14 protein-coding genes and 5 tRNA genes are annotated in these 15,168 nt (G+C 62.3%); all 19 read left to right on the top strand.

From position 1 onward, the window contains the following. Positions 1-29 precede the first annotated feature (29 nt). The 19 genes from ACVC5H_RS15760 to ACVC5H_RS15670 all read left to right on the top strand — a co-directional run bounded on the left by ACVC5H_RS15760 (position 30) and on the right by ACVC5H_RS15670 (position 15,167). The gene (locus ACVC5H_RS15760; protein ID WP_489618756.1) at positions 30-323 is read left to right on the top strand and encodes a glutaredoxin family protein; all 294 of its coding nucleotides are present in this window, start codon (positions 30-32) and stop codon (positions 321-323) included. A 164-nt stretch (positions 324-487) separates the two neighbouring features. Further along, the gene (lepA, locus tag ACVC5H_RS15755; RefSeq protein ID WP_489618755.1) at positions 488-2,281 is read left to right on the top strand and encodes a translation elongation factor 4; all 1,794 of its coding nucleotides are present in this window, start codon (positions 488-490) and stop codon (positions 2,279-2,281) included. Between the two features lies 1 nt (position 2,282). Beyond that, entirely contained in the window at positions 2,283-3,197 is a 915-nt protein-coding gene (lepB, locus tag ACVC5H_RS15750) for a signal peptidase I (RefSeq protein WP_489618754.1), read from the top strand. A gap of 195 nt (positions 3,198-3,392) precedes the next feature. Beyond that, on the top strand, positions 3,393-4,361 hold the full coding sequence (rnc, locus tag ACVC5H_RS15745) for a ribonuclease III (RefSeq protein WP_489618753.1): 969 nt from the start codon (positions 3,393-3,395) through the stop codon (positions 4,359-4,361). Further along, positions 4,358-5,287, top strand: a complete 930-nt coding sequence (gene era / locus ACVC5H_RS15740; RefSeq protein ID WP_489618752.1) for a GTPase Era — start codon at positions 4,358-4,360, stop codon at positions 5,285-5,287. Before rnc ends, era begins: the two co-directional genes overlap by 4 nt. Positions 5,288-5,388: 101 nt before the next feature. Continuing rightward, complete coding sequence (gene recO, locus ACVC5H_RS15735; protein ID WP_489618751.1) at positions 5,389-6,240, top strand: DNA repair protein RecO; 852 nt, start codon at positions 5,389-5,391, stop codon at positions 6,238-6,240. 142 nt (positions 6,241-6,382) lie between these two features. Next, positions 6,383-7,156 (top strand): pyridoxine 5'-phosphate synthase, encoded by a 774-nt coding sequence (gene pdxJ / locus ACVC5H_RS15730; RefSeq protein WP_489618750.1) that lies wholly within the window; start codon positions 6,383-6,385, stop codon positions 7,154-7,156. Positions 7,157-7,166: 10 nt separating this feature from the next. Further along, complete coding sequence (acpS, locus tag ACVC5H_RS15725) at positions 7,167-7,559, top strand: holo-ACP synthase (protein WP_489618749.1); 393 nt, start codon at positions 7,167-7,169, stop codon at positions 7,557-7,559. Then, the gene (gene nagZ, locus ACVC5H_RS15720) at positions 7,556-8,584 is read left to right on the top strand and encodes a beta-N-acetylhexosaminidase (protein ID WP_489618748.1); all 1,029 of its coding nucleotides are present in this window, start codon (positions 7,556-7,558) and stop codon (positions 8,582-8,584) included. Before acpS ends, nagZ begins: the two co-directional genes overlap by 4 nt. An 18-nt stretch (positions 8,585-8,602) precedes the next feature. Next, the gene (uvrC, locus tag ACVC5H_RS15715; protein ID WP_489618747.1) at positions 8,603-10,468 is read left to right on the top strand and encodes an excinuclease ABC subunit UvrC; all 1,866 of its coding nucleotides are present in this window, start codon (positions 8,603-8,605) and stop codon (positions 10,466-10,468) included. Positions 10,469-10,590: 122 nt separating this feature from the next. Continuing rightward, on the top strand, positions 10,591-11,193 hold the full coding sequence (gene pgsA / locus ACVC5H_RS15710) for a CDP-diacylglycerol--glycerol-3-phosphate 3-phosphatidyltransferase (protein ID WP_489618746.1): 603 nt from the start codon (positions 10,591-10,593) through the stop codon (positions 11,191-11,193). A 66-nt stretch (positions 11,194-11,259) separates the two neighbouring features. After that, positions 11,260-11,335, top strand: a tRNA-Gly gene (locus tag ACVC5H_RS15705). A gap of 152 nt (positions 11,336-11,487) precedes the next feature. Continuing rightward, positions 11,488-11,561 (top strand) — tRNA-Cys (locus ACVC5H_RS15700). Positions 11,562-11,572: 11 nt separating this feature from the next. Continuing rightward, positions 11,573-11,648 (top strand) — tRNA-Gly (locus tag ACVC5H_RS15695). A gap of 52 nt (positions 11,649-11,700) precedes the next feature. Further along, positions 11,701-11,776, top strand: a tRNA-Gly gene (locus ACVC5H_RS15690). A 51-nt stretch (positions 11,777-11,827) separates the two neighbouring features. Beyond that, positions 11,828-11,903 (top strand) — tRNA-Gly (locus ACVC5H_RS15685). Positions 11,904-12,187: 284 nt separating this feature from the next. After that, positions 12,188-13,162, top strand: a complete 975-nt coding sequence (locus ACVC5H_RS15680; protein ID WP_489618745.1) for a chemotaxis protein — start codon at positions 12,188-12,190, stop codon at positions 13,160-13,162. Positions 13,163-13,312: 150 nt separating this feature from the next. Next, entirely contained in the window at positions 13,313-14,347 is a 1,035-nt protein-coding gene (gene cobT / locus ACVC5H_RS15675; RefSeq protein WP_489618744.1) for a nicotinate-nucleotide--dimethylbenzimidazole phosphoribosyltransferase, read from the top strand. After that, positions 14,340-15,167 carry an adenosylcobinamide-GDP ribazoletransferase gene (locus ACVC5H_RS15670; RefSeq protein WP_489618743.1) on the top strand — a complete coding sequence of 276 codons (828 nt, stop codon included), beginning with the start codon at positions 14,340-14,342 and terminating at the stop codon, positions 15,165-15,167. Before cobT ends, ACVC5H_RS15670 begins: the two co-directional genes overlap by 8 nt. The last annotated feature ends 1 nt before the right edge of the window (position 15,168 follow it).

The raw sequence follows: 15,168 nt of genomic DNA, 5'->3' as shown, positions 1-15,168 counted from the left end.
GCTGAGGGAAAAAACCTTCATATGAGCCTATGACCACCCCCGATCCGCATGTGGCGCCCGCCAGTTCGTTGCAATTCATCATCTATTCGCGCAGCTACTGCCATCTGTGCGAAGACCTGCGTGACGCCTTGCGCCAGGCGTTGGGCGAGGTGCCAGCCGTCATCGAGATGGTCGACGTCGACGCCGATGAGGCCCTGGTGGCGCGCTATGACGAGCTGGTCCCGGTGCTGATGGGGCAGGGTGCCGACGGGCAATGGCAGGAGCTGTGCCATTACCATCTGGACCCGGTGCGACTGCAGGCATTCATTGCTGAAATGCAATAAAGCTCACTGTCGCAGCCAGGCGCCGTTGTATGGCGGGGTACCGGAAAGTCGGGCTTGTCCCTGTGAATTCCGGTAAAATGCCGGGTCGAATAAGCTGTTGCAAAGGCGCTCGGCTGGGCACTGCCCGCTTCGGAGCGCCTTTTTTCATCGTTTCCAGTCTGTTAATGAACAATATCCGTAATTTCTCGATCATCGCCCACATCGATCACGGCAAGTCCACGCTCGCCGACCGCATCATCCAGTTGTGCGGGGGCTTGTCCAACCGCGAGATGGAAGCCCAGGTGCTGGATTCGATGGATATCGAGCGCGAGCGCGGCATCACCATCAAGGCCCAGACCGCAGCCCTGTCCTACAAGGCCAAGGATGGCCAGATCTACAACCTCAACCTGATCGATACCCCCGGCCACGTCGACTTCAGCTATGAAGTCTCGCGTTCGCTGTCGGCCTGCGAAGGCGCACTGCTGGTGGTGGACGCTTCGCAAGGCGTGGAAGCGCAGACGGTGGCCAACTGCTACACCGCCCTGGACCTGGGCGTGGAAGTGGTGCCGGTCCTGAACAAGATCGACCTGCCGTCCGCTGATCCCGACAACGCCAAGAGCGAGATCGAGGACGTCATCGGCATCGACGCGTCCGACGCCACTCCCTGCTCGGCCAAGACCGGCCTGGGCGTGGAAGACGTGCTGGAAGCCATCGTCGCCAAGGTGCCGGCGCCCAAGGGGGACCCGGACGCGCCGCTGCAGGCACTGATCATCGACTCCTGGTTCGACAACTACGTCGGCGTGGTCATGCTGGTGCGCATCGTCAATGGCACGTTGCGTCCCAAGGACAAGATCCTGCTGATGGCCACCGAAACCCAGTACCTGACCGAAAGCATTGGCGTGTTCACGCCCAAGTCGCAATCGCGCGAAGCCTTGACGGCAGGGCAGGTCGGTTTCGTCATCGCCGGCATCAAGGAACTGAAGTCTGCGCGCGTGGGCGACACCATCACCCTGGCCGGCAAGCCGGCTCCGGCGCCGCTGCCTGGCTTCAAGGAAGTGCAGCCGCAGGTGTTTGCGGGCCTCTTCCCGGTGGAAGCCAACCAGTACGACGCCCTGCGCGACTCGCTGGAAAAATTGAAGCTCAACGACGCCGCCCTGATGTATGAACCGGAAGTGTCGCAGGCGCTGGGCTTCGGCTTCCGCTGCGGCTTCCTGGGTCTGTTGCACATGGAAATCGTGCAGGAGCGCCTGGAGCGCGAGTTCGACATGGACCTCATCACCACCGCGCCGACGGTGGTGTATGAAGTGCAGCAGCGCGACGGTACCCTGCTGATGGTGGACAACCCGTCCAAGATGCCGGAAGTGTCCAAGATCGACGAGATCCGCGAACCCATCGTCACCGTCAACCTGTACATGCCGCAGGAATACGTAGGCTCGGTCATCACCCTGTGCACGCAGAAGCGCGGCATCCAGATGAACATGAGCTACCACGGCAAGCAGGTGCAACTGACCTATGAAATGCCGATGGCCGAGATCGTGCTGGACTTCTTCGACCGCCTGAAATCCACTTCGCGCGGCTATGCCTCCATGGACTACGAGTTCAAGGAATACCGTGCCGCCGACGTGGTGAAGGTGGACATGCTGATCAACAGCGAAAAGGTCGATGCGCTGGCCATCATTGTGCACCGTGCCGCCGCGCAGATCCGCGGCCGCCAGGTGGCGGCCAAGATGCGCGAACTGATCCCGCGCCAGATGTTCGACGTGGCGATTCAAGCGGCCATCGGCGCCACCATCATCTCGCGTGAAAACGTCAAGGCCATGCGCAAGAACGTGCTGGCCAAGTGCTACGGCGGCGACATCTCGCGCAAGCGCAAGCTGCTCGAAAAGCAGAAAGCCGGCAAGAAGCGCATGAAGCAGGTGGGCTCGGTCGAAATTCCGCAGGAAGCATTCCTGGCAATCTTACAAGTGGAAGATAAATAACATGCAGGCTTTGTTGGGCAACTTCGCACTCATTCTGTTCGTCCTGATGCTGGTGACCGGCGTCATCTGGTTCGCAGACACCTTCTTCCTCTCCAAGCAGCGCCGCGCCCGTGCCGATGCCGCCCTGGCCGAGTTCGACGCCCGCGTGGCGCGCGACGAGGCCCAGGGCATCAAGCGTGACGGCGCCGTGGCCAGCAGCCGCGTCGAACTGCAGGCGCGCCACCTGAAGCAGCCGGCCTGGATCGAGTATTCAGGCAGCTTCTTCCCGGTGATCGCACTGGTGTTCTGCCTGCGCTCCTTCCTGTACGAGCCGTTCAAGATCCCGTCGAGCTCGATGGTGCCGACCCTGCTGGTGGGTGACCTGATCCTGGTGAACAAATTCACCTACGGTATCCGCCTGCCCATCATCAACAAGAAGATCATCGAAGTGGGCGAGCCGCAGCGCGGCGACGTCATGGTCTTCAAGTACCCCAAGGATACGTCGGTGGACTACATCAAGCGCGTGGTAGGTGTGCCTGGTGATAAAATAGTCTATAAAAACAAGCGCTTAACGGTTAATGGTGAAGAAATTTCTTATAAAGCGCTGCCGGATTATCTGGATGATGAAAATCTGACGTACTATAAGCAATGGCAGGAAAACCTGACCGGCGTGGAGCACAAGATCCTGACCGATGAGCGTGCCCCCAACTTCGTGCCCAATCCCGATGCCTTCCCGCATCACGAACTGTGCACCTACAACGCCGAAGGTTTCGCCTGCACGGTGCCGCCGGGTGAGTATTTCATGATGGGAGACAACCGGGACAACAGCCTCGACAGTCGTTACTGGGGCTTCGTACCGGACCAGAACATCGTCGGCAAGGCCTTCTTTGTCTGGATGAACCTGGGCGATATCAAGCGGATCGGCAGCTTCCACTAAAAGCGCGCCGCATCCTGGTCCAGCAGCTTTCGTAGTTTCCGCAGTTTCCAACTGGCAACTTCGCATTGTGGAGGCAGACCCGGAGCAGTTTTCAGCTTTGCTTTGAACCGATCCCGCTGACTGGTCAGGCTGGTAATCCCCGATCCACGCGCCGCTGCGCGTATCGGGGCGGCAGACTGAATGACGGATGAAAAAATGGATCCTCAACTCTTGCAACAACGGCTAGGCCACACTTTCAAGGACGCCTCGCTCCTGCAGCAGGCCTTGACTCATCGTAGCCATAGCGCCTTGCATAACGAGCGGCTGGAATTCCTCGGCGATTCGGTGCTGAACTGCGTGGTGGCCTCGCTGCTCTTCGAACGTTACGACAAGATCGACGAAGGCGACCTCTCGCGCCTGCGTGCCAATCTGGTCAAGCAGCAATCCCTGTATGAAATCGCCCAGCGGCTGGAACTGTCGCAGTTCCTGCGCCTGGGCGAGGGCGAGCTGAAGTCAGGCGGTTTCCGTCGTCCTTCGATCCTGGCCGATACGCTCGAAGCGCTCTTCGGCGCCATCTTCCTCGATTCCGGCTTCGAGGCGGCGCGTGCGGTGATCCGCTCGCTCTACGTCCCGGTGCTGGAACACGTCGACCCCAAGACCTTGGGCAAGGATGCCAAGACCCTGTTGCAGGAATTCCTGCAGGGCAAGAAGATCCCGCTGCCGCAGTACAACGTCATCGCCACCCATGGTGCCGCTCACAGCCAGGAATTCGAGATCGAGTGCCTGGTGCCCAAGCTGGACATCCAGGTCTTCGGGACCGGTGGCAGCCGACGCGCCGGTGAACAGGCGGCGGCCAAGCTGGCGCTGGAAGCGGTGCAGCTGGCCCTGGCCAAGACCCCTTCGGCCGGCCGCAAGCCGCGCACCCGCACCACCCAGCTGAAACTGGCCGGCATCGCCACCATCCAGCCGGATGCACCGGAGCATGAGGCGGGCAAGGGTAATCGTCCCGAGACTTCCACGGCCAATGGCGGCAAGCCCGCCAAGCCGCCGAAGGAATCCAGGGAGCAGAAGAGCGCGCCGGCCACGGCTCGCAGCGAAGGCAAGAACACCGGCGACCGCGCTGAAACGGTCGCAGCAGAACCCATTTCGGCGGCTTCATCCGCCACGCAATCCAGAACAGCATGACAGATTCCCCCATGGCCGGCGACGCGTCGGCGCAGACCCCCGATGACGATTACCGTTGCGGTTACATCGCCATCGTCGGTCGTCCCAACGTCGGCAAGTCGACCCTGATGAACGTACTGGTCGGCGCCAAGGTCAGCATCACCTCGCGCAAGGCCCAGACCACGCGCCATCGCATCACCGGCATCCAGACCATCGAGAATACCCAGTACGTCTATGTCGACACGCCGGGTTTCCAGACCCGTCACAGCAACGCGCTCAACAAGACCCTGAACCGCACCGTCACCAATACCCTGACGGCGGCCGACGTGATCCTGTTCGTGATCGAAGCCGGTACCTTCGGCCCGGCCGACAAGCAGGTGCTGGATCTCTTGCCGGCCAACGTGCCCTGCATCCTGGTCTTGAACAAGGCCGATCGCAACAAGGACAAGACCACGCTCATGCCCTTCGCCCGCGAAGTGGCTTCCCATCATGATTTCGCCGCCGTGGTACCGGTCTCGGCCAAGCAGCGCTTCCAGCTGGACCGCTTGCAGGAGGAAGTGCGCAAGCTGCTGCCGCAGAATCCGCCGATGTTCGACGAAGACGACATCACCGACCGCAGCGAGAAATTCCTGGCTTCCGAAATCGTGCGTGAAAAGGTGTTCCGCTTCGTCGGCGAAGAACTGCCCTACACCAGCACGGTGCTGATAGAGAAGTTCGAACAGGAAGGCAACCTGCGCCGCATCTTCGCGGCCATCCTGGTCGAACGCGACAACCACAAGGCCATGGTGATCGGCCAGAAGGGTGCGCGCCTGAAGGAAATTTCCACTCAGTCGCGGCTGGACATGGAGCGCCTCTTCGGTGGTCCGGTCTATCTGGAGATCTGGGTCAAGGTCAAATCGGGCTGGGCCGACAACGAGGCTGGCCTGCGCGCCTACGGCTACGAATGAACCCGCGCGCGGCCCTCTGCGGGCCGCGCGACATTCCGGCATCATCATGGCATTACGCCGCGCCCCAACGACGTGGCTTCACGCATTCAGGACGGATATCCATGACTACCATGCTCACCGATTCCAAGCTCGACGGCCAGGTCGCCGGGGGGGCCACTGCGGCCGAGCAGCAGGCGCCCGCCAAGGCCCCCGCGCGCAAGCCGGCCACGCCGCGCGCGCGCAGCCGCGCCGTGCCGGAGAAGGAGCACAAGGTACTGGCGCAGCCGGGCTTCGTGCTGCACAGCTATCCCTACAAGGAAACCAGCCTCATCATCGACGTCTTCTCGCGTGACCATGGCCGTGTGGCGCTGGTGGCCAAGGGCGCCAAGCGTCCGCATTCCAAGCTGCGCGGGGCTTTGCAGACCTTCCAGCCGCTGGCGCTGTCGTGGAGCGGCAAGTCCGAGGTGCGCACGCTGACCGATGCGGAATGGGTGGGCGGCATGCTGCCGCTGGAAAAATCGGCGCTGCTGTGCGGCTTCTATCTGAACGAATTGCTGGTCAAGCTGCTGGCCCGAGAAGACGCGCATCCGGCGCTCTTCGACCATTACGTGGCCACGCTGAACAAGCTGGCCCACGGCGAGAATGCGCCCATCGTGCTGCGCCAGTTCGAGCGCATCCTCCTGAAGCAGACCGGCGTGGCCGGCAACTGGAGCCATTGCGTGGCCAGCGGCAAGACCGTGCAGCCCGATGGTATCTACGTCGTCGATCCGGAGCAGGGCACGCGTCCGGAGCGCATTTCCGACCGTGCGCCCAAGGTGTCCGGCAAGACCTTGCTGGATATGGAGCGCGAAGACTACAGCGATCCCACCACGCAATTGCAGAGCAAGTTCCTGATGCGCTACCTGCTGTCGCATCACCTGGGCGGTGCGCAGTTGAACACGCGCCAGATCCTGATCGACCTCATGCAACTTTGACGAGATGGCGGCCTGCGTGTCGCCGGCCCCGACTGCTCCCGCATGCGATCCCGAGCCGCTACAATCCAGATCTGGCTGCACATTCCTTCACGTGCAGCGCTGAGCATATCCGAACATCATTCAACCGAAGCTTCCTGACGCCATGAGTTTCCTGCAGCCTGCCGGCCCGGTCATTGACCTGGGCATCAACATCGATCACGTCGCCACCCTGCGCAATGCGCGCGGCACGCGCTATCCCGACCCCATCCGCGCGGCGCTGGAAGCCGAGGAAGCTGGCGCCGATGCCATCACCCTGCACCTGCGCGAAGACCGCCGCCATATCCGCGACGATGACGTCAAGGCCATCCGTCCACTGCTGCAGACGCGCATGAACCTGGAAGCCGCCGTGACCAAGGAAATGATCGATTTTGCCTGTGCCATCCAGCCCCAGGATGTCTGCCTGGTGCCGGAAAAGCGTACCGAAGTGACTACCGAAGGCGGCCTGGACGTGCGTGGCCATTTTGCCGAGGTACAGGCTGCGATTGCCCAGTTGCAGCAGGAGCGCATTCGCGTCTCTTTGTTCATCGATCCGGATGTCGAGCAGATCCAGGCCGCCGCAGAATCGGGCGCCCCTGTCATCGAACTTCATACCGGCCGTTATGCGGACGCCACCAGCGAACAGGAGCAGCAGGAAGAACTGCAACGCATCCGCCTGGCCGTGCAGGCCGGCGTCAAGCTGGGCCTGAAGGTCAACGCCGGCCACGGCCTGCACTACACCAACGTCCAGGCCATCGCCGCCATCCCCGAGATCGCCGAGCTCAACATCGGCCATGCCGTGGTGGCCCATGCGGTCTTCGCCGGCTGGCGCAATGCGGTTTCCGAGATGAAGGCCATCATGGTCAAGGCCCGCCTGGACGCCCTCAAGGCCCGGGGTTGAGGCACGCCGCATGATCTACGGCATCGGTACCGACATCCTCCAGATCTCGCGGGTAGAGGCCGCGTTGCAACGTCACGGCGACCGCTTCGCCGGCAAGATCCTGGGCCCGCAGGAGATGGAAAAATACCTGCGCCGCAAAGCCAAAGTGGAAGCCCGCGGCATCCGTTTCCTGGCCACTCGCTTCGCCGCCAAGGAAGCCTTTTCCAAGGCCATCGGCATGGGCATGCGCATGCCCATGACCTGGCGCGCCATGCAGGTGCTCAATGCGCCCAGCGGCAAGCCGGTGGCGGTTTGTAGCGGCAGCTTGCAACAATGGATGGAAGAGCAGGGCCTGAGCGCCCAGGTCTCCATCACCGACGAAGCGGAATACGCCGTCGCCTTTGTCATCGTGGAGAAGTCATGAATCAAGCCGTCAAGCCGCTCGGTCCGGTGATGCTGGATGTGGTCGGCACCCGACTGGATGCGGCCGACATCGCACGTATCCAGCACCCGCTGACCGGCGGGGTGATCCTGTTTGCCCGCAATTACGAAAACCGTGCGCAACTGGTCGCGTTGACCAGCGCGATCCGCCAGGCTCGCCCAGGCATCCTGATCGCGGTCGACCACGAAGGCGGACGCGTGCAGCGCTTCCGCACCGATGGCTTCACGCGCCTGCCGGCCATGGGCCAGCTTGGCCAGCTGTGGGACCGTGACGTGCTGCAAGCCACCAAGGTGGCCACGGCCACCGGCTTCGTGCTGGCGGCCGAGCTGCGCGCCTGTGGCATCGACCTGTCGTTTACGCCCGTGCTCGATCTGGATTACGGGGTGTCCAGCGTCATCGGCGACCGTTCCTTCCATCGTGATCCGCGCGTGGTCACGCTGATGGCCAAGAGCCTCAATCACGGCCTGGCGCTGGCCGGGATGGCCAATTGCGGCAAGCATTTCCCCGGCCACGGTTTCGTCACGGCCGATTCGCACGTGGCCATTCCGGTTGACGAGCGCGCGCTCGATGAGATCCTGGGTGACGATGCCACACCGTATGACTGGCTGGGCATGAGCCTGGCGGCGGTGATGCCGGCCCACGTCATCTATCCCAAGGTGGATGCGCAGCCGGCCGGTTTTTCCAGGGTCTGGCTGTCCATGCTGCGCGAGCGCTTCGGCTTCCAGGGCGTGATCTTCAGCGACGACCTCAGCATGCATGGCGCCAGTGTCGCCGGTGGTCCGCTGGAGGCTGCACAAGCCGCGCTGGATGCCGGTTGCGACGTGGCCCTGATCTGCAATTCGCCCGACAAGGCCGATGCCATCCTGGTCGGCTTGCAGGGCGGTACGGATGCGGCTTCTGCCGCGCGCCGCGCCACCTTGCTGCCCTGGGGCGAGGCGCTGCAATGGGATGCGCTGCAAGCCGATCCGCGCTATCTGGCCGCGCGCGCGCTGGTGCAGTCGCTGTAAGTCTTTCGCTTTTCGCTCATGTCCGAACTTCCTGCTTCCCCGCTTCCCGATCCGCGCGAGGCCGTGCTGGAGACGGTCGCCCGGCTGCCGCACCTGCCGGGCGTCTATCGCTACTTCGATGCTGAAGACAACGTGCTCTACGTGGGCAAGGCGCGCGACCTCAAGAAGCGCGTCTCCAGCTATTTCCAGAAGACCCTGACCAGCCCGCGCATCGCCATGATGGTCGAGCGCATCGCGCGCCTCGAAACCACGGTCACCCGCAGCGAGGCCGAAGCGCTGCTGCTGGAAAACAACCTCATCAAGACGCTGCGTCCGCGCTTCAACATCCTCTTCCGCGACGACAAGTCCTATCCCTATCTGAAAATCACCGGCCACGCCTTCCCGCGCATGGCCTACTATCGCGGTGCGGTGGACAAGCGCAGCCAGTATTTCGGTCCGTTCCCCAATGCCGGCGCGGTCAAGGAATCGATCCAGATTTTGCAGAAGGTGTTCCAGCTGCGCACCTGCGAAGATACCGTCTTCACCAATCGCACGCGGCCTTGCCTGCTGCACCAGATCCACCGCTGCAGCGGTCCTTGCGTCAACCTGGTCAGCCCCGAGGATTACGCCATCGACGTCGAGAACGCTTCGAAATTCCTGCGCGGCCGCCAGAGCGAAGTGATGGAAGCGCTGGAACAGAAGATGCACGCCTTCGCCGCCGACCTCAAGTTCGAGCAGGCTGCCGCCGTGCGCGACCAGATCGGTTCGCTCTCCAGCGTGCTGCACCAGCAGAGCATGGAAACGGTGAACGACGCCGACATCGACATCATCGCCGTGGTGGTGCAGGGGGGGCGTGCCTGCGTGAACCTGGCGATGGTGCGCGGCGGCCGTCACCTGGGCGACCGCGCCTATTTCCCCACGCACGTGGATGATGCGATGGACACCGCCGAGGACAGCATCGAGGTCGAAGTCCTGAAGGCCTTCCTGGCCCAGCACTACATCGACAAGTTCATTCCCGGCTCGCTCATCGTCGGCACCGAATTCGATGATCCGGCGCTGATGATGGCGCTGATGGAGCAGTGCGGTCATCGCATCACGCTGACCTTCCAGCCGCAAGGCCAGCGCCGTCAATGGCTGGAGATGGCCGCCAAGGGCGCCGGGATCGCGCTGGCGCGGCTGCTCTCCGAACAGGGCTCGCAGCAGGCGCGCACGCGTGCACTGGCCGAGGTGCTGGAGCTGGAACGGGAAGACCTCGACGAACTGCGCGCCGAATGTTTCGACATCAGCCATACGCAAGGCGAGGCCACGCAGGCGTCCTGCGTGGTGTTCCATCACCACGCGATGCAGAACGGCGAATACCGCCGCTACAACATCAATGACATCACGCCGGGCGACGATTACGCCGCCATGCGCCAGGTGCTCACGCGGCGCTATGAGAAGGTCGCCAACGGCGAGGGCGTCATGCCGGACATCGTGCTCATCGACGGTGGCAAAGGCCAGGTCGAGATGGCGCGCCAGGTGCTCACCGAACTGGGCCTGGACATCAGTCTCATCGTCGGCGTGGCCAAGGGAGAAGGGCGCAAGGTCGGCCTGGAAACCCTGGTCTTCGCCGATGGCCGTGCGCCCAAGGAGCTGGGCAAGGAGTCGGCCGCCCTGATGTTGATCGCGCAGATCCGCGACGAAGCGCACCGCTTTGCCATCACCGGCATGCGCGCCAAGCGCGCCAAGGCGCGCCAGACCTCGCGCCTGGAAGAGATCGAAGGTATTGGCGCCAAGCGCCGCCAGCGCCTGCTGGTGCGCTTTGGCGGCCTGCGCGGCGTGGTCGATGCCAGCGTGGATGACCTGGCCTCGGTGGAAGGAATTTCACGTCAGCTGGCCGAAGAAATCTATCGGCAATTGCATTGAGTCCGCCCGTCCTGCCGTCCATTCATGCCACCGCCGACATAAAGGCGGGCGCAGCAGAGGGTGACTCTGCTACTATTCGTTAAAATTTTTTTCGTGTACGCCGCTCCAACCCACCAAGACGTATGCCTTTCAATATTCCGATTCTGCTGACCTGGTTGCGGGTGGCGCTTATTCCTCTGGTCGTCGGGGTCTACTACCTGCCTGAGATTGGCTTGAACCGCTACGAACAGGGGATCGCCGCCACGGCCATCTTCGTGGTCGCGGCCGCCACCGACTGGTTTGATGGTTTCCTGGCGCGCCGCTGGAACCAGACCTCTGCCTTTGGCGCCTTCCTCGATCCGGTCGCCGACAAGCTCATGGTGACCGGCGCCTTGCTGGTGCTGGTGCACCTGGACCGCGTGCATCCGGTGATCGCCTTCATCATCATCGGCCGCGAGATCGCCATCTCCGCACTGCGCGAATGGATGGCCCAGATCGGCGCTTCCAAGTCCGTGGCCGTCAGTTCGCTGGGCAAGATCAAGACCACTGCGCAGATGATCGCCATCCCCATGCTGCTCTACTACGACACCCTGTTCGGCCTGGTCGATACCCGCCTGTGGGGCAGCCTGCTGCTGCTGGTGGCGGCGGTGCTGACGGTCTGGTCGATGCTGTACTACCTCAGAAAAGCGCTGCCGATGATCAAGGAAGCCGACGCCGGGAACAAGAAAAAATCAGGAAAAAAATAATTAAATAATTAAGATCGATAGTTGACAAATACCAACGGTGCCTTATAATAGCGTTCTGTTTTCGATGCGGGAGTAGCTCAGTTGGTAGAGCGATACCTTGCCAAGGTATAGGTCGAGAGTTCGAGACTCTTCTCCCGCTCCAGGTTACTTGGAAAAAAGGAAGCCTAACAAAGCTTCCTTTTTTTATTGTGATAGGTGAGCATGCATTGAAATTTTGGCTGCGGCGCAAGTCGAAAAAAGTCAAAAAAGATGTTTGCAAACAACACGCGTTTTAGGTAGTATGCGTGTCCCCAAGGCGGGGTAGCAAAGTGGTTATGCAGCGGCCTGCAAAGCCGTCTACGCCGGTTCGATCCCGACCCCCGCCTCCAAAACGCTCCATGCGGGAGTAGCTCAGTTGGTAGAGCGATACCTTGCCAAGGTATAGGTCGAGAGTTCGAGACTCTTCTCCCGCTCCAGATTCAAGGCAGGCAGCTTCGGCTTTCTGTTGCAGTAGATGTAAGTTCCCATGCGGGAGTAGCTCAGTTGGTAGAGCGATACCTTGCCAAGGTATAGGTCGAGAGTTCGAGACTCTTCTCCCGCTCCAGTTTCAAGGCAGGCGGCTTCGGCTCCTGTTGCAGTAGATGTAAGTTCCCATGCGGGAGTAGCTCAGTTGGTAGAGCGATACCTTGCCAAGGTATAGGTCGAGAGTTCGAGACTCTTCTCCCGCTCCAGATTGAAAGAGGAAGCCTTCTGGCTTCCTCTTTTCATTTCTGCGCTGCATTTCTTTCCTTCTTTGTCTGATTTCCTTGCGCGTGCGACGCCTCGTTTTTGGCTGCTGGCGGCACGGTACGTCTTGTCTCCGGTGCCGGCGTGGTATTTCGGTACATGGCCACTTGCCCAAAGTCAAAAAAAAATCGGCTATCGGTGATTGCCCGATTGCCACGGCCATTTTTCCCCACTACATTGCTGGGGCAGGGGTTTGCCTGTCTAATCATTTGCATCCTGGGGAGGGGGCATGGACAATTTTCAAAAAGAGATTGATGAAAGAACCAATCTCACCGCATCCAACAAGTTCGAGCTGTTGCTGTTCCGCTTGGGGGCGGATCCGCATGGCGAGCGCTCCGAACTGTTCGGCATCAACGTTTTCAAGATCCGCGAAATCGTCCCCATGCCGCCGGTGACCAAGGCCGCAGGTACGCAGTCGCCGATGCTGGGCATGGTCAACATCCGTGGCCAGATCATCTCGGTGATCGACCTGCCCGCCGTGGTGGGCTGTGTGCCCAAGACCGGCCTGAACATCCTGCTGGTCACCGAATACGCGCGCAGCACCCAGGCCTTTGCGGTCGAATCGGTGGACGAGATCGTGCGCCTGGAATGGAGCCAGGTGCTCTCGGCCGAGACCAGCAGCGGCGGCGCCTTCGTCACCAGCATCGCCCGTCTGGATCACGACAAGGACACCAGCCGCCTGGCCCAGGTGCTGGACGTGGAGCAGATCCTGCACGAGATCATGCCCAGTGACCGCGATCTGAAGATGGAACGCCTGCAAAAGAGCAGCGGCCATTCCATGCGCCCTGGCGCCATCGCCATCGCCGCCGATGATTCCAAGGTGGCGCGCTCGCTCATCGAGCAGGGCTTGCGGGCCATGGAGATTCCCTACGAGATGCACGTCACCGGCAAGGATGCCTGGGACAAGATCCAGAAGCTGGCAGCCGAAGCCCGTGCCGAGGGCAAGCCGATTGCCGACAAGATATCCTTTGTGCTGACCGATCTGGAAATGCCGGAAATGGACGGCTTTACGCTCACCCGCAACATCAAGCGCGAGGATTTCCTGAAGAATATTCCGGTCATCATTCACTCGTCGCTGTCCGGTTCGGCCAACGAGGACCACGTGAAAAGCGTGGGCGGCGACGCCTATGTCGCCAAGTTCGAAGCCAACGAGCTGGCCTCGACCATCTTCGGCGTACTCGACAGGACTGCGGCCAGGGTCTGACGCCGGGCTGTCGGAATCAAGAGCAAGGGAGCCTGCGGGCTCCCTTTCTTTTTGCCGCCAGGCCAGCGCCACCATCCCGCGGACGGCGGCGATCTCGTATACTGACGCTCCCTTGATCCTGCCGCACCCGGCGGCGCAAAGCGTTCTTTCATGCAGATTCCCGCCATTGTTTCCCCGTTCGACGCCACACTGGCCTCGCGTCTCGACGCCCGCATCAACGACAAGACCAAGCCCCTGGGCAGCCTCGGCGCGCTGGAGCGCCTGGCGCACCAGATCGGCCTGATCCAGGCCACCGACCACCCGGTGCTGCGCCAGTGCGCCATCGTGGTCTGTGCCGGCGACCATGGGGTGACCGCGGAGGGCGTCTCGGCCTACCCGCAAAGTGTGACCTGGCAAATGGTCGAGAACTTCCTCGCCGGTGGCGCGGCGATCAATGTCTTCGCGCGGCAGAACGAGTGCGCGCTGTACATCGTCGATACCGGCGTCAATCACGATTTCGGCACCCGCAGCGGGTTGCTGGACCGCAAGGTCGCACCCGGCACCGCCAATTTCTGCCTGGGTCCCGCCATGACGGCGCAGCAGTGCGAGTCGGCCATGCAGGCCGGGATGCAATTTGCCGAGTCACTGCAAGCCGACGTGCTGGGCTTTGGCGAAATGGGCATCGGCAATACCACTGCTGCTGCCGCACTGATGGCCGCTTTCACCGGCGTGCCCGTGCAAGAGTGCGTGGGTGCCGGCACCGGCCTGGATGCCCAGGGCATCGCGCGCAAGGCCGATGCCATTACGCGCGCACTGCGCCTGCATGCCGGGGCTACTGCGCCGCTGGACCTTCTGGCCGCCCTGGGCGGCTTCGAGATCGCCTTCATGACCGGCGCCATGCTGCGTGCCGCACAGCGGCGCAAGGTGCTGCTGATCGATGGGTTCATCGTCACCTCGGCGCTGCTGGTCGCTGCCGCCCTGCAGCCGGCCGTGCTGGAGTATTGCGTGTTCTCGCATTGCTCGGACGAAGCCGGCCATCGCCGCATGCTGCAATACCTGAGCGCTACGCCGCTGATGCAGCTGGACCTGCGCCTGGGCGAGGGGACTGGTGCGGCACTGGCCTTGCCCTTGCTGCGTGCGGCTGTCAATTTCCTGGCGCGCATGGCTACCTTCTCGTCGGCGAGCGTCAGCGAAAAGCATGTCTGACCAGGAGTTCAGACCACCGGCACCGCGCAGCCGAGGGGCGCTGTATCAGCTGCGCCTGTTCTTCACGGCGCTGCAATTCTTCACACGGCTGCCCATCCCGCGCTGGGTCGGCTTCCAGCCACACTGGCTGCAACATGCCACGCGCTACTTTCCGCTGGTGGGCTGGATCGTGGCCTGGGCCTGCGCTCTTGTGTATCTGGTGGCCGTGCAGTTCTGGCCGCAGCCGCTGGCGGTGCTGCTCTCCACGGCGGCCGGCATCTGGCTGACCGGTGCCTTTCACGAGGATGGCTTTGCCGACGTCTGCGATGGCCTGGGTGGTGCGGTCAGCCGCGAGCGGGCGCTGGAGATCATGCGCGATTCGCGCCTGGGCAGTTACGGCGTGATCGGCATCGTCCTGCTGTTGCTGGCCAAGCTGGCGGCATTGCAGGCGCTGCTGCCGTTCCAGGTGCTGGCGGCGCTGGGCATGGCCCATCCGCTCTCGCGCTGGCTTGCTACCTGCCTGATCTGGCGCATGGATTACGTGCGCGAAGAAGGCAAGGCCAAGCCGCTGGCGCAGCAGATGGGCCATGGGGAATTCCTGTTGGCCTCGCTCTTCGCAGTGCTGCCGGTGATCGGAGTGATCGCGCTGGGCATGATGGCATGGCAGCGCATCGCCGCCGGCGTGCTGCTGGCGGTGCTCGCGGCGGCCTGGCTGGCGTGGCGCTTCCAGCGGCGCCTGGGCGGCTATACCGGAGATTGCCTGGGCGCGGTCCAGCAATTGAGCGAGACCGCGTTTTATCTTGGTGCGCTGGTCACGCTGCCTGGCTGGTGGCGTCACTGAA

The sequence above is a fragment of the Herbaspirillum sp. Her3 genome (genome assembly GCF_057961275.1).
The sequence above is the reverse complement of the archived record's forward strand: the minus strand, read 5'-3'. Positions and strand labels throughout refer to the sequence as shown.